Genomic DNA, 14,162 nt, shown 5'->3' on the forward strand with positions numbered 1-14,162 from the left:
GCCTTGCATGCAGGCAAGGGCCAATCGTTGCGCCGCGGTTTTAACTTTAATTACAGCTTGATGTGCGTGCAGTGTCAAACAGTTTGCCTATTTTTGCCACGAAATACAAAATTCATACGAGAAATTATGGTAAAGATTAAAAACGCAATTCTGCTTTTTGCCGCCGGCACCGTGCTGATGGCATGTCATCAAGGCACCAAGACCGCAGCCAACACCGAGGGTGTCGATTCCTTGGCGGCCGACTCCGTACAGGCCGACTCGCTCCGTTTCGCAGGCGAAATCCCAGGCGCCGACCACACGGCGCTGTACGACTTGGCTCTCGCCAACGACTCCACCAACGGCTACCGCCTCACCGTCACCTACGAAGGTAAGGAAACCAAGACCGAAACCTACGCCGGAACGAAGGAAGTGGTGAAGAAAGACGTAAATGGACAGCCCGAAACATTCTACAAGATAGCCTACGGCAAGGGTGAAGACGCTGTCCTTTTCAAGGTGCTCAACGACTCCGTCCTCCGCATGGTGAACGACAAGTTCGAGGAAGCCGATTCCCAATTGAACTACGATTTGAAGCTGAAGAAGTAATTCGACAACGTCGATCAAGACAATGGATGGTCGCTGACAGACAGCCGCACGGCGGTGTTTGTCGGCGACTTTGCTTTTATTTCCTCCCGACCGCTCGTCTCATTCACGGTTTTTAGTACAACAGTCCGAACATCCACAAAGGAATCCTGTTGCCAACACCCGTTTCCATGTTGTCCAAAGCAAGAAAACCATTGGGCGCATCTTTGATTTAATCAAAGGATTTACCCAATCCGCCGACCTCAAAAAGGTATTCCCCATTGACAAGAAAATCACCTTTTTGCGGCATAAATCACTTTTAGAAAAACGAATTTTGCAAGATAAATAGCTTTTAGAGAAGTGATTTTCCCGGATATTTTCATTGAAAATGAAAGACGAAAAGGCAGGCAAGGTTCTGCCAAAATGGATTATATCCTCCCGACTGCTCGTTGCATTCACGGTTTTTTACTACTTTTGCAGTCGTCAACGTCGATTGGTCGCGTCGACCTGTCACCCCGACACCCCGGCAATCTCTCAACGACCTTCGACGGTCAAATAGGTTTTGATGATGAATTTCGTGAAGTTTCTCAAGACTTGGTCGCTGCTCGTGGGCCTTGCGGTAGGCTCCATCGTCTACCTGCTGTTCACCGAAATTGCGCCATTGGCACCCATCGGCGAGTTCGTCGGCCCACTTTTGGTGACCGTCCTGCCCGTCAATGTCTTCCTCATGCTCTACATCACGTTCTGCAAGATGCGGATGGACGACATGCGCCCGCGCCGCTGGCACTTCATCCTCCAGGGCATTCGCGTGCTGCTCTCCTTGACGGCCGTGCTGCTCGTCAACCTCACTTCCGACCCCACCATGAAGCTGTTGCTCGAAGGTGTCTTCATCTGCGTCATCTGCCCGACGGCCGCCGCGGCCCCCGTCATCGTCGAAAAGCTGGGCGGAAGCATATCTTCGCTGACGGTCTACCTGTTTCTTGCCAACGCCGTCACGTCCGTCATCATCCCCCTTTTCTTCCCCATGGTGGAGAAAGACGCCGACATCTCCTTCCTCATGGCCTTCCTGATGGTGCTCAGAAAGGTGCTCATGGTGCTCGTCATTCCGCTCTGCTGCGCCCTGCTCACCCGCCGGTTCTGGCCCGCCATGGTGCGTCTGCTCAAGACGAAGCCCAACCTCAGCATTTATATATGGAGTATCAACCTCTCCATCATCATGGGCATAACGATGAAGAGCCTGCTCCACGCGCCCGTTTCGGGCTGGGTGCTGACCATGCTGTGCGTCATTCCGCTGGTGCTTTCCGTCTTCCAGTTCTCCCTGGGCAAAGCCGTAGGCCGCCACTACGGCGACAGCATTGGCGCAGGACAGGCCCTGGGACAGAAGAACACCGTCGTTGGAATATGGCTCACCATCTCTTTTCTCAACCCATACGCCGCCATCGCGCCCTGCGTCTACGTCATCTGGCAGAACATCATCAACGCTCTGCAGCTGTGGTACAAGCAGAAATACGGCTATCTGAAATGGTAACGGAAACTCGAACCTATCCTGTGAAACTCATGGAACTTCAAGAATGCGAGCAACTGCTCATCCGTCACGGCGTGAAGCCCACCGCCAACCGCGTCGTCATCCTGCGGACGCTGGCCGCCGGCAGCCGCCCCATGTCGATGCGGGAGCTGGAAATGGAGATATTCTCCATCGACAAGTCGAACATTTTTCGTGCGCTGGCCCTGTTCCGGGCCCGCCATCTGGTGCACGTCATCGAAGACGGCGACGGCGGAACACGCTACGAACTGTGCTACAGCCATGACGAGGACAACGACGAGGACGAGCACATGCACTTCTTCTGCGAGCGTTGCCACCGCACCTACTGCCTTCCCGACCTGCACGCGCCCGAGGTCTCGCTGCCCGAAGGCTACCGGCTGCACAGCGTCAACTGTCTGGTCAAAGGCGTTTGCCCCACCTGTGGCCGAAAAGGGAGGTAGATTCAGCGCAAATGGCGGGGCCGACGGCTTGCCTCCTGTGGCTGGAGACTGCCGAAGGCGCAGCCCCGGTCGGCCGTGGAGCGTGCGGCAGGCCGGTCGAAAAAGCCCGCTGACCGCCTTGCCGTCGTGCGTCGTTTGCGGCTCGCTGCCCGACGGCGTTTCAAAAGGCCCGCTCCGAGCTTGCCAAAGCACAGCGTCTGCCTTGTAAAAAGCCCGCTTTCGCGACGCGAAAGCACTGCTTTGGGCTTGCAAAAGCACAGCGTTTGGAGCGCAGGAAGACAGCTCCCCATTTCCCATCCCACATTTCCCATCCCCCCATTTCATACTTCCTCATTTCACATTTAACATTTAATATATGTTTTTTCTCGAAATAGTTGCAAGCCAACAATAATTGCGGTAAATTTGCCGTCGCTTAGACAGCGCGCCAAAGCATGGAAAGCGGCGGCGCACGAACCACCGCAACCGGGCGGGGCGACACGTCTTTCACGACCATCCCCCATCCCCCGCGGCGCCATCATCAGAACAATACATGACCATACAACCCTTCTCCCCCACTCGTCTTCGCCCCCAGACAACACCCTTCTCGGACGGCGGTGTCGACGGCGGGCGTTGGCCATCGACGAAAACTCACTGAAATGAAAAAACAACAGCCTCAATCCCCCCGCAAGACGGCACTGACCACCAAGGAATATCTGGTGCCCTTCATCCTCATCACGAGCCTCTTCTTCCTGTGGGGCTTTGCCAGGGCCATCCTGGACGTGCTGAACAAGCATTTCCAGAACGAGCTGGACATCACGATCACGCAGTCGTCGCTCATCCAGGTGACCACCTATCTGGGCTATTTCCTGATGGCCATCCCCGCGGGGTGGTTCATCAACCGCGCCGGCTATCGGCGGGGCGTGGTGATGGGGCTCATGCTGTTCGGCATCGGCGCCCTGCTGTTCATCCCTTGTTCGGCCATGGGCACGTTCTACGCCTTTCTGGGCGCGCTGTTCGTCATCGGTTGCGGACTGGTTTTCCTGGAGACGTCGGCCAACCCCTACGTGACGGAACTCGGAAACAAAGCCACGGCCACCAGCCGGCTGAACTTCTCGCAGTCGTTCAACGGCCTGGGCAGCCTCTTCGCCACCTTCGTGGTGGGACAGTTCTTCTTCAGCGGCACCCGCAGTTCGTGCGACGTGGTGATTCCATATACCATCTTGGGCGTGCTGGTGCTGTCGATTGCGATGGTTTTCTCACGGGTGAACCTGCCCGAAATCAAGCACGAGGAGACCGCCGAAGACCAAGTGGCCGACACCCGCATCATGAAGCTGTTCAAAAACCACCCCATGTTCGTCTTCGGACTGTTCGCGTTGCTGGCCTACGAGGTGGCCGAAATCTCCATCAACAGCTACTTCATCAACTTCGTGACAGGCCAGGGATGGATGGACGACAACAGCGCGAGCATCGTACTGACCGTGGCGCTGGCCTTCTTCATGGTCGGCCGCTTCGTCGGAAGCTGGATCATGCGGCGCGTTCCGGCCGAAGTCATGCTGCTCTTCTGCGCGGCCGGCAGCGTGCTCTGCATGATTGTCGTGCTGTTCGACCTAGGACGGCTGTCGATGGTGGCCATCATCTGCAACTATCTGTTCGAGGCCATCATGTTTCCGACCATCTTCTCGCTGGCCCTCCAGGGCCTTGGCAGCCTGACGAAGAGTGCTTCTTCGCTGCTGATGATGACGCCGATAGGCGGCTGCGGCTTCCTGCTGATGGGCCTCATCGCCGACAACACCGACCTCACGATTCCCTTCCTGATTCCTTTCTTCGGCTATTTCGTCGTGCTGCTCTTCGCTTCCGAGTTGACACGAAAGAACAACTTGTTCCGCAGGTAGCCCCCTCGGCCCCACGTTTGCCACATCCGTGTGGCAAATGGGGCAAGCCATGGCTCGTCATGCCGCCATCTTAACGTTTTTAACTTGCGCGTGCTGCTAAATCACGTGCAATTTCTTTGCATTGCAAAAAGAAAACACTAATTTTGCAATTGTTACAAGATAACAAGGTATTCATTTTTTAATAAACATCATATTATTATGGCAGTTAGTTTCAAAGAATTAGGTCTCGTGAACACACGCGAGATGTTCAAGAGAGCCGTAGACGGTGGTTATGCCATCCCAGCATTCAACTTCAACAACCTGGAGCAGCTTCAGGCCATCATCAAGGCTTCTTCTGAATTGAAGTCGCCGGTTATCCTGCAGGTTTCGAAAGGCGCCCGCAAATATGCCAACCAGACATTGCTCCGCTACATGGCCGAAGGTGCCGTGGAGTATGCAAAGGAATTGGGATGCAACCATCCTGAAATCGCATTGCACCTGGACCATGGCGACAGCTTCGAGCTGTGCAAGAACTGTGTGGACATGGGCTTCTCTTCCGTAATGATCGATGGTTCCGCACTCCCTTACGAGGAGAACATCGCGCTGACCAAGAAGGTTGTGGAATACGCCCATCAGTTCGACGTGACCGTCGAGGCAGAGCTTGGCGTTCTCGCAGGTGTCGAGGATGAAGTCGTTGCCGAGGTTTCACACTACACGAAGCCCGAGGAAGTTGTAGACTTCGCCACGCGCACTGGCTGCGACTCGCTGGCCATCTCCATCGGAACCTCTCACGGTGCTTACAAGTTCACCCCGGAGCAGTGCACACGCGACCCGAAGACCGGCCGCCTGGTTCCTCCTCCATTGGCATTCGACGTTCTCGCAGCCATCGAGAAGCAGCTCCCCGGCTTCCCCATCGTTCTCCACGGCTCTTCTTCCGTACCGCAGGAGTACGTTGACATCATCAACAAGTACGGCGGCAAAATGCCAAACGCCGTAGGTATTCCCGAAGAACAGCTTCGCAAGGCCTCCAAGAGCGCCGTTTGCAAGATCAACATCGACTCCGACTCTCGTCTGGCCTTCACCGCCGGCGTGCGCGAGACCTTCGCACTGCACCCGGATTACTTCGATCCCCGCCAGTACTGTGGCAAGGCTCGCGAGTACATGGAGCAGCTCTACGCCCACAAGATCAAGGAAGTTCTCGGCTCTGACAACAAGTTGGCACAACTTGATTAGTCCATTCTTCGAGCTGATGCAACCTTGTTTGCAGCAAGAGCTTGAAAATATAGAATCCGGTCTCACGCGAGATCGGATTCTTTTTCACCCCGGGCGAAAGCCGGTGAAACGGCCGGAGGGCTTCCGATGAAAGCGTTCCGACAGGCATTTGCTTTGAAACTATCATGAGATATTTTTTATGACTCTCTATTTTTGAGGGGTGCTTGCAGTCCGTGAGGATGGTGCAAGCACCCATTTTCGTTTCATGTCCTTGGACAAACAGGCGCGCCCGACACGCCCTGCCCCGCTGTCGGACAGGCAAAGGAAAACCCTCGCTTTGCCGGATGAGCCGGACAAGGCGAGGGTTGTCTGCAAGAAAGCGGGATGAATCCTACTTGACGACCACGACAAGATACTTGCTGGTGCTCCAGAAAAGCTCGGGATTGGTGATTCGAAGCGTGTATTGCTTGTTGGCGTCGCGCGTCAGCGTGTAGCTGCTCGACGGATGGGTGGTCAGGATCTTGGCCGACTTGGAATAGAGGTTGACTACTTTGTCCACGCGGATGTCGATCTTGGTGAAGTAGCTCTTGTTGAAGTTGGCCTGCAGAACCTTTCCGCCTTCAACGATGCGCTGGTCTTTCAACTCTTTCTTCGTGCCGAATACGTACCATGCCGTGTTCAACTGCTTGTCCTGCGAGCTGATGGTCTGGCTCTTGGCGTTGCTTTCGGCCGAAAGCGCCGACACGTTCGTGTTCAGGTTGTTGATGGTTTCATCCAGTTCGGAGATGTGGATGTCCTTGGCGTCGAGCTCGGCGTGCAACTGTTTCAGCTGCGTGTCTTTGTCGTTGAGTTGCTTCACCAGATTGTCGATGGTGGTCTTGAACTGCTCTCCGTGCACACTGCTCTCACGGAGCTGGCTCTGCAATCGGGCGATCAGCTCGCGGTTGCGCTTCATGGCGTTGGAGATGAACTTGATGTTCTCCCGAATTTGCTGCGACTTGTTGCTGCCTTCGCCATCCTTCACGATACTGACACGGTGCTCGGCCTCGTTGATTTCACGAAATCCTTCCTGGATTTCATTCAATGTACCCATCATGTCGTTTATCTCGTTGTCCTTTTGGTCGATGATCTTCTGCAATGAATCCGACTGCGCGAGATTGTCAACGGCAGATGCTGTCTTCTCTTGCTTGCAACTATTCAATGAGAGCAGTGCTGCACCGCCCATCATCACGTAAACCAATAATTTCTTCATCATGATTCGATTTGTTGTTCTTACTCTTCTTGTTATCTTTTCCGGCTACAACGATGACGATTTCGCCCCGCGGCTCGGTTTCTGTAAAATGACCAATCACCTCTTCCAGGCTGCCCCGCACGTGCTCTTCGTGTATTTTCGATATTTCCCGAGCCACGCTCACCTGCCTGTCAGGGCCGAAATGCTCCGCAAATTGCTGCAAGGTCTTGAGCAGCCGGTAGGGCGATTCGTAGAATATCATGGTGCGTTGCTCTTCCGCCAACTGCAGAAGAAGGGTCTGGCGGCCTTTCTTTTGGGGAAGAAAACCCTCGAAACAGAAGCGGTCGCAGGGCAGTCCGGAAGAGACGACGGCAGGAATGCAGGCGGTGGCGCCGGGCAAAGTGACGACAGGAATGCCTGCTCTCGAAGCCTCCCGGCTCAGATAGAAGCCGGGATCGCTGATACCTGGGGTTCCCGCATCGCTGATGAGTGCCACCGTCTGGCCGCCTTTCAGACGCTCGATGACGCCCGCCGCTGTACCATGTTCATTGAACTTGTGATGCGACATGAGACGGTTCTTGATGTCGAAATGCTTCAGCAGAATGCCCGAAGTGCGTGTGTCTTCTGCCAATACCAAGTCCGCTTCCCTAAGAATGCGGATGGCGCGCATCGTCATATCTTCCATATTTCCGACCGGAGTCGGTATAATATATAAGGTACCCATATGCGAACAAAGATAGCTAAATAAAAACCATCTCCAAAAAAAGCAGTGCTTTCTTTGCAATTTTTAAAACCTATTCGTAATTTTGTAAACGTATTGCTTGATACTTACCCATCTTTTGTTACGTTATGAATAAGAATATAGTGGGCGAAGCGCACCGCCCCGGAAGAATAGAAGTCGTTTGCGGTTCCATGTTTTCCGGAAAGACAGAAGAACTCATCCGAAGAATGAAACGTGCAAAGTTCGCCCGCCAGCAGGTGGTGATATTCAAACCGGCCATGGACACACGCTATTCGGAGGAAGACGTGGTGAGTCATGACCGGAATTCCATCCCTTCCACACCGATAGACTCATCGGGCAGCATTCTGTTGCTGTCCTCCGGAATCGACGTTGTGGGAATCGACGAGGCGCAATTCCTCGACGACGGCTTGGTCGACGTGTGCAACGAGTTGGCCGACCGGGGCGTTCGGGTGATTGTCGCAGGCCTCGACATGGATTACAAAGGCGTTCCCTTCGGACCCATTCCGGCCTTGTGCGCCGTCGCGGATGAGGTGACCAAGGTACATGCCATTTGCGTGAAGTGCGGCAATCTCGCCTATGTGAGCCACCGTTTGGTCGCCGGCGACAAGCGGGTCATGCTGGGAGAACAGACCGAGTATGAGCCGCTGTGCAGAGAGTGCTACCAGAAAGCATTGCAGGAGGACAAGAATCATGAAACAGGAAATCACCTTTGACAAGTTTGTCAGATGGACGGGGATGGGGCTCCTTGTCATTGCCATTTTGCTCTTGGTCAACTACCTGAGCAACGTTCTGCTACCTTTTTTCATCGCTTGGCTGCTGGCTTACCTGCTATATCCCGCCGTCAAGTTCATCCAATACAAGCTCAAGGTGAGGGTCAGAGCCATCGCCATCATTATCGCCATGCTCCTGGTGCTGGCCTTCGTGGCTCTGGTGACCTACCTGATCGTACCTCCCATGATCGAGCAGTTCGAGAAGTTGGAGAGGATATTGCGGCAATGGCTCTCCACGACAACGCATTCCAATGACATCACGGCTACGATTTCAGGATGGATTCAGCAGAACCAGGCGGAGTTTGAGCGGTTTTTCAAGAGTCGGGACTTTGCCGACGCGGTGAAGACGGCCATGCCCAAAGTGTTCTCTTTCGTGGGACAGACGGCCAGTATCATCCTGAGCATTGTAGCTTCGATGATCACTTTGCTCTACATGTTCTTCATTTTGCTCGACTATGAGCTGCTCACGACCAACTGGATTCGCATCTTTCCCAAGAAGAACCGCCCCTTCTGGAGCGAGTTGATGCAAAGTGTGGAACGCGAACTGAACAACTACATCCGTGGGCAAGGCCTGGTGGCGCTCTGCATGGGTATCATGTTCTGCATCGGCTTCACCATCATCGACTTCCCCGTGGCCATCGGCTTGGGCATTCTCATAGGCATTCTCGACTTGGTGCCCTACCTTCACACCTTTGCGCTCATCCCCACGGCGTTCCTTGCCATGCTCAAGGCGGCCGACACGGGGCAGAACTTCTGGTGGGTGTTCGGCGGTGCTCTGCTCGTGTTCTGCGTTGTTCAGGTAATAACGGACTTCATCGTCACACCGAAGATCATGGGCAAGGCAATGGGCCTCAACCCAGCCATTCTCCTCTTGAGTCTGTCCGTTTGGGGCGCCCTGCTGGGCTTCATCGGACTGATCATCGCCCTGCCACTCACCACACTCCTCATCGCCTATTGGCAACGTTATGTCACCAAAGAGGGCAAAACACCACCACATAGCACTCCGCAGGCCGATGAAAACCAGGCGTCGGAATAGCGTTCTTCACCCGACTGTCAGCATTTAGTTGGAGTTTGGCCAGCATTTAATCAGCCATCGGACAGAGAAAACAAAGGAATAATTTGGAGAACTCGAAAAAACTCCTTACCTTTGCACACGCTTTTGGAAACAAAGCATGCGTCGATCCGCTAGCTCAGTCGGTAGAGCACAACACTTTTAATGTTGGGGTCATGGGTTCGAGCCCCATGCGGATCACGGAAAACGTGAAAGAGGACTTCGGTGACGAAGTCCTCTTTCACGTTTATACATGGCCACTTGTCAGCCAGATGGCGCATTCAGAGGAGTCCATGGCTTTACAAGACGCATCTCATTCCATGACACCAGCCTCCTGCCACTCTGCCACAATGGCCTTTACATCGGCTTGGGCTTCCACGTCCGTCACTTCGTATTCCTCACAAAGCCTTTCCGACAGCGCCTCAACGGTGAAGTCACCCATCGCCACTGCCTGTTTCCACAACCATGCCGCCGTCTCATTCATAGCCAACAGCTTTCCGAAATTGATGGCGCCGAGGCCCTCGCCCACCACCACGTTCTCACCGCACACTTCGCGCAGCACAAATCCTTGCCTGATTCTCATAATCGTTTGTATATTGCCAATAAATATCTTCTTATGGGGCGTAGCCAGAACCACGTCCTTGCGGCCGACTTCCGCCACCTATTATATAAATAATGTATCTCTCCCTTGCCATCCATCACGTGCGTCGCTATGGCCTTGACGGTTTCGAGGGTGCAGTGTTCCGTACCCACGATGTTGCCGTCTCCCATCAGTGTCACGCGATTTCCGTCAATGCGTATGATGCGATGTACAACCCAACGCCCCGGTGAAGCCCATGCCAGCACGACATCGCCGACTTGCAGCTGTCCGGGCTTCTGCAAGACGACACTCTCCCTGCCCCCGATGATAAACGGCAGCATGCTGGTGCCGTTCACGGGCAGCGTCACGCTCACGCCCTCGTCCACCAACCTGACAGCTTCCTCTATGATCTTGTCGCCTGTCATTGCGTGATGGTTCCGTTACACAATCTCGCCGCCGCCTCGTCGGGCAGACACTCCAGCTTCCATATGGGCACGTTCGACGCCACCATGTTTTCCGTCCGATGCAGTCCGTCGGCGATACGTTTGTCCCAACGCTTGCCGCTGATACTCCCCATCAGAGCCGCATACGCATAGATGCCACGCAGACGTTGCGCCTTGTTGTATGCAGCCTGACTGAGTACGACGACAGCACCCAAGGGATGGCAGACGTTCCGATAGCATGGCGTCTTGCCACTCCACGGCGAACCATACACGAAAATGGAGCCATCCCCACCGATACGCACCACGGGGTTGTCATCATTCACCAGCGCCGACCCCTCGATGTGCTTCAGCCACAGACCAGCGTGGGTGCTTTTCCCCGTACCGCTCGGACCGAGGAACATATATCCCTTGCCCCTACAGCTCACCACTGCCGCATGGAAGAGTGCCGTCGCCTTGTCTGCCGTTGCCAAGGCATACATCACCATCAACGCATTATTGACGGCCAGCTCCATATAGCTGCCTGTCGTGACAAGCCGCCCCTCACGATAGTCAGCAGAACAGACGAGCCATCCTGCCGAAACGCCCTGCCAGACAAATTCAAACACGGCTTCCCCCGTAGCGGAATGTCCACATACGATTTCCTGACCATCATCTTCCTGGCGCCAGTCGACCGCATAATCGGCGATCGCTCCACGGGCGATGTTCAGGGAAAATACAACATTCCCTTCATCGCAGCCAAACGGCCTGTAATTGTCCATCAGCGCAAAGCACTCCGCCTCGCCGCTGACACAGAAGCGATGTCCCGCCACCTCGTAATGTCTTGTCTCTTTCATCCTGGTATGTCTATTCGTGATGATTTCCTTCCATCGTTGCGGCCCTCGGTTTGGCGGCGGTTGGCTTCAGCCGGCTGTCTGCCCGCCATTCCACCCTACTGCCACGGGTGTGCCGGGGCTGCAACATTGAAAGTCGAGACAAATTTACGAAAAAGCAAAGAAACAACGCTAAGATTGTCACAAAACAAGATTTATTTCATCCAAACACTGCCCTTAAAAGACATAAAGCCCCCTTAAAAGCCATAAAAAAGCAGCATTTGAGGCTTGAAGTACGCAAGAAACGCGCCGTACCGCCGCACCAAACCCCTCCGTAAGTTCATCACCGAACACGTAGTGGAAAAGCGGCAAGAGGGACTGGACACGTCATGCCGACCAAAGGGCATGACAAAATGATGCGACGGCAATTCCACTGCTCTCCAAAAGCTGCCCCTTGAGAAACCAAAAGCTGCCCTTTGAGAATCTAAACACAGCCCTTTGGCAATGCAAAAGCTGCCCTTTCAGCTCTTGAAAGGGCAGCTTTCGGTGCGCAATCGCACAGCGGTTGCAAGCGCGTCGGGCAGCGTTGCGCGCTGCCAGAGCGGCAGAACCGCATTGACGGCTCATTTGCGCATGAGCCACTGCCGTGTGGGCTGGTCGAACTTCTCGATGGCGTAGCGCAGCAAGGTGCGGGGCATTTCCCGGCGGTGGGCTTCCACGAAGTCGTAGAGCCGCTCGGCGTCTTTCTTTCCGGCCTCGCGCAGCATCCAACCGATGGCTTTGTGCATGAGGTCGTGGGGATGGCCCATCATCTTCACGGCCAGTTGGTAAGTGTCTTCCAGGTCACCGCGGCGGATGAAGGCGGCCGTTGCGACCATGGCGATGCGGTTGTCCCACAGCAGCGGACTTTCGGCCAGGCGATAAAGGATGTCGCGCGGCTTGTCCAAGAGATAGCCGCCCACGATCTGCGGAGCCGAGAGGTCGACGAGATCCCAGTTGTTGATGCGGGCGGTCATGGAGAGATAGAAGTCGAAAACCTCCCGACTCACCTCCTTGCGGCATTGCAGCGTGAGGATGAAGAGGCCGCATTCGCGCATCTCATGCCACGTGCTGGCCAGCAGTCCCTTGACGGTGGCGAGCGGGGCGTGCTTGAATTCCTTGGCCACGAGCCTGATGTTGGGCACCACGACGCCCATGAAGCGGTCGCCTTCGCCGTACTCCCCCTCGCCCGTCTTGAAGAAACGGGGCAGAAACAATCGTTTCTCCTCGGAATGCAAGGCCTGCAGCGCCTCGTAGATGTCATTGATTTGTTGCTTCGTTTTCGTCATATTTCAATATCCTTGGATGTGATTCGTCTGTCACTTCGCCGTCCGCCGTCATTCTTTCGGCTGCCTGTCGCGATATTCCATGGGCGTGCAACCCAGATGTTGCTTCACGTATCGGCTGAATAAGCTCGTGTTGGAGAAGCCTGTCTTGTTGGAAATCTCCTTCACGCTCAGCTCCGTGTTGCGCAGTTCGTGCGTGATGGCCGCCAGCGTGTACTCCCGAATCCATTCGTTGGCGGTCTTGCCCGAGTTTTTCTTGCATATCATGGTGAGGTCTTCATGCAGGCAGATGGCCAAAAGATTCATTTGGATGCGTTCTATGGCAGGTGTGTCAAGCTGTTTAACGTCGCCTATCACGACCAAGTCTTCATCCCGACAGGCCCAGTCGAGGTCTACATCAGCGGGATTCTGCACTATCCATTCTTCCTTTTCCATGTGTCGATGTCCTTATTTGCCATTTTTCCAACAGCTTTCGATGGCAAAAATACAGCTTATTTTCGATATACAATGTTTTATTTGCAAAACAATCGGTTCTTTTCAGGACTGTATTCCCATAACCAACACTCTTGTTCCGAAATGGAATGCTCCATGTTTTCCAAAACTCCCATAACTTTGCAGGCGAAACGGAACAAGTCATATAGAAGATATGTACAAAGCAAGAATGTGGATTGTCCTGGCTTCCGCCATGCTGACGGTTGCCGGATGCAGAGAGAGATGTGCAAGTTTACCGAACGGGGCTTGACGGATTGTCATAGATTTTGTATCTTTGCGACATATTTGATGGCTATGGACAAGAAAATCAAAGCTCTGTTTTTCGATATCGACGGCACCTTGGTCAGTTTTGCGACCCATCGTGTGCCCGATTCGGCTGTCTCTGCCCTGGAAGAAGCCAAGCGCAGAGGGCTGAAAATCTACATATCGACCGGCCGCGCCGTGCGCCTGATCGTGAATCTGCAGCAAATCGACAGGCTCGTCGACGGCTACGCCTCCACCAGCGGGGCCTATTGTTTCGTGGGAAAGGAGACCGTTTGCTGCGAATCCATGCTGCGGGAGGATGTCGACAGGGTGCTGGAGGCCTGCCGGGCGTGGCGCGTCCCCGTCGTCATCGTGGGCACGTCGAAGGTGGCCGAGTATCTGGACGACGGGGTGATAGACCGTTCTTTCAGAGTGGGGCTGGGGCTTCATGACTTCCGTTTCGACCCTTTGGACGAGGTGATGCGGGAACCCATCCTGCAACTCACGCCCTTCTTCTCGCCCAGCCAGGAAGCCGAAATCATGCCGAAGCTCAGGAATTGTACGAGTGGAAGGTGGACAGACGCCTTCATCGACATCACTTCGATGAAGGCAGACAAGGGCATTGGCTTGCGGGCCATGGCCGAACATGAAGGATTCGACGCGGCCGAGACCATGGCGTTCGGCGACGGCGGCAACGACATCCCCCTTTTGCGGGCGGCCGGTATCGGCGTGGCCATGGGCAACGGACGTGACGACGTGAAGGCCATCGCCGACTATGTGACGACACACATCGACGCGGATGGCGTCGCCCATGCCCTCCGTCACTTCAATGTCATCCAACAGTAGATTCTCATTTAACATTTCTCATCTTAT

15 protein-coding genes and 1 tRNA gene are annotated in these 14,162 nt (G+C 54.6%); 9 read left to right on the top strand and 7 right to left on the bottom strand.

The window, feature by feature from the left end; all coding sequences use genetic code 11:
- Positions 1–126 precede the first annotated feature (126 nt).
- The 5 genes from K334_RS0104690 to K334_RS0104710 all read left to right on the top strand — a co-directional run bounded on the left by K334_RS0104690 (position 127) and on the right by K334_RS0104710 (position 5,624).
- Positions 127–582: a copper resistance protein NlpE N-terminal domain-containing protein gene (locus K334_RS0104690; RefSeq protein WP_036889968.1), complete on the top strand. Its 456-nt coding sequence runs from the start codon at positions 127–129 to the stop codon at positions 580–582.
- A gap of 544 nt (positions 583–1,126) precedes the next feature.
- Entirely contained in the window at positions 1,127–2,086 is a 960-nt protein-coding gene (locus tag K334_RS0104695; RefSeq protein WP_025880374.1) for a transporter, read from the top strand.
- Between the two features lie 29 nt (positions 2,087–2,115).
- Positions 2,116–2,541 carry a Fur family transcriptional regulator gene (locus tag K334_RS0104700; protein WP_021589081.1) on the top strand — a complete coding sequence of 142 codons (426 nt, stop codon included), beginning with the start codon at positions 2,116–2,118 and terminating at the stop codon, positions 2,539–2,541.
- 635 nt (positions 2,542–3,176) lie between these two features.
- A complete protein-coding gene (locus K334_RS0104705; RefSeq protein WP_036889969.1) occupies positions 3,177–4,412 on the top strand; it encodes a sugar MFS transporter in 1,236 nt (411 codons plus the stop codon).
- A gap of 198 nt (positions 4,413–4,610) precedes the next feature.
- Positions 4,611–5,624: a class II fructose-bisphosphate aldolase gene (locus K334_RS0104710; protein ID WP_021589070.1), complete on the top strand. Its 1,014-nt coding sequence runs from the start codon at positions 4,611–4,613 to the stop codon at positions 5,622–5,624.
- A 370-nt stretch (positions 5,625–5,994) separates the two neighbouring features.
- Here K334_RS0104710 and K334_RS0104715 read toward each other — a convergent pair whose 3' ends face one another.
- Positions 5,995–6,855 (bottom strand): Cbp1 family collagen-binding glycoprotein adhesin, encoded by an 861-nt coding sequence (locus K334_RS0104715; protein ID WP_025880373.1) that lies wholly within the window; start codon positions 6,853–6,855, stop codon positions 5,995–5,997.
- Positions 6,797–7,558 (bottom strand): 16S rRNA (cytidine(1402)-2'-O)-methyltransferase, encoded by a 762-nt coding sequence (gene rsmI / locus K334_RS13475; RefSeq protein WP_044122301.1) that lies wholly within the window; start codon positions 7,556–7,558, stop codon positions 6,797–6,799. The genes K334_RS0104715 and rsmI overlap by 59 nt, the downstream gene beginning before the upstream one ends.
- A 125-nt stretch (positions 7,559–7,683) precedes the next feature.
- Here rsmI and K334_RS0104725 point away from each other — a divergent pair, with 125 nt between their 5' ends.
- From K334_RS0104725 to K334_RS0104735, 3 genes are all read left to right on the top strand, one after another.
- Positions 7,684–8,289 carry a thymidine kinase gene (locus tag K334_RS0104725; RefSeq protein WP_021588959.1) on the top strand — a complete coding sequence of 202 codons (606 nt, stop codon included), beginning with the start codon at positions 7,684–7,686 and terminating at the stop codon, positions 8,287–8,289.
- On the top strand, positions 8,267–9,382 hold the full coding sequence (locus K334_RS13480) for an AI-2E family transporter (protein ID WP_025880372.1): 1,116 nt from the start codon (positions 8,267–8,269) through the stop codon (positions 9,380–9,382). The genes K334_RS0104725 and K334_RS13480 overlap by 23 nt, the downstream gene beginning before the upstream one ends.
- Positions 9,383–9,525: 143 nt before the next feature.
- Positions 9,526–9,598, top strand: a tRNA-Lys gene (locus K334_RS0104735).
- A 112-nt stretch (positions 9,599–9,710) separates the two neighbouring features.
- Here K334_RS0104735 and K334_RS0104740 read toward each other — a convergent pair.
- From K334_RS0104740 to K334_RS0104760, 5 genes are all read right to left on the bottom strand, one after another.
- Positions 9,711–9,980 (bottom strand): PqqD family protein, encoded by a 270-nt coding sequence (locus K334_RS0104740; protein WP_021589133.1) that lies wholly within the window; start codon positions 9,978–9,980, stop codon positions 9,711–9,713.
- The gene (locus K334_RS0104745; protein WP_025880371.1) at positions 9,977–10,402 is read right to left on the bottom strand and encodes a S24/S26 family peptidase; all 426 of its coding nucleotides are present in this window, start codon (positions 10,400–10,402) and stop codon (positions 9,977–9,979) included. The genes K334_RS0104740 and K334_RS0104745 overlap by 4 nt, the downstream gene beginning before the upstream one ends.
- Positions 10,399–11,253: a hypothetical protein gene (locus K334_RS0104750; protein ID WP_025880370.1), complete on the bottom strand. Its 855-nt coding sequence runs from the start codon at positions 11,251–11,253 to the stop codon at positions 10,399–10,401. Before K334_RS0104750 ends, K334_RS0104745 begins: the two co-directional genes overlap by 4 nt.
- Positions 11,254–11,852: 599 nt before the next feature.
- Positions 11,853–12,557: a DNA alkylation repair protein gene (locus K334_RS0104755; RefSeq protein WP_025880369.1), complete on the bottom strand. Its 705-nt coding sequence runs from the start codon at positions 12,555–12,557 to the stop codon at positions 11,853–11,855.
- 48 nt (positions 12,558–12,605) lie between these two features.
- Positions 12,606–12,989 carry a helix-turn-helix domain-containing protein gene (locus K334_RS0104760; protein ID WP_025880368.1) on the bottom strand — a complete coding sequence of 128 codons (384 nt, stop codon included), beginning with the start codon at positions 12,987–12,989 and terminating at the stop codon, positions 12,606–12,608.
- Positions 12,990–13,340: 351 nt separating this feature from the next.
- Here K334_RS0104760 and K334_RS0104765 point away from each other — a divergent pair, with 351 nt between their 5' ends.
- Positions 13,341–14,135 (top strand): Cof-type HAD-IIB family hydrolase, encoded by a 795-nt coding sequence (locus K334_RS0104765; RefSeq protein ID WP_036889972.1) that lies wholly within the window; start codon positions 13,341–13,343, stop codon positions 14,133–14,135.
- The last annotated feature ends 27 nt before the right edge of the window (positions 14,136–14,162 follow it).

The sequence above is a fragment of the Segatella baroniae DSM 16972 = JCM 13447 genome (assembly GCF_000426585.1).
GTDB lineage: Bacteria > Bacteroidota > Bacteroidia > Bacteroidales > Bacteroidaceae > Prevotella > Prevotella baroniae.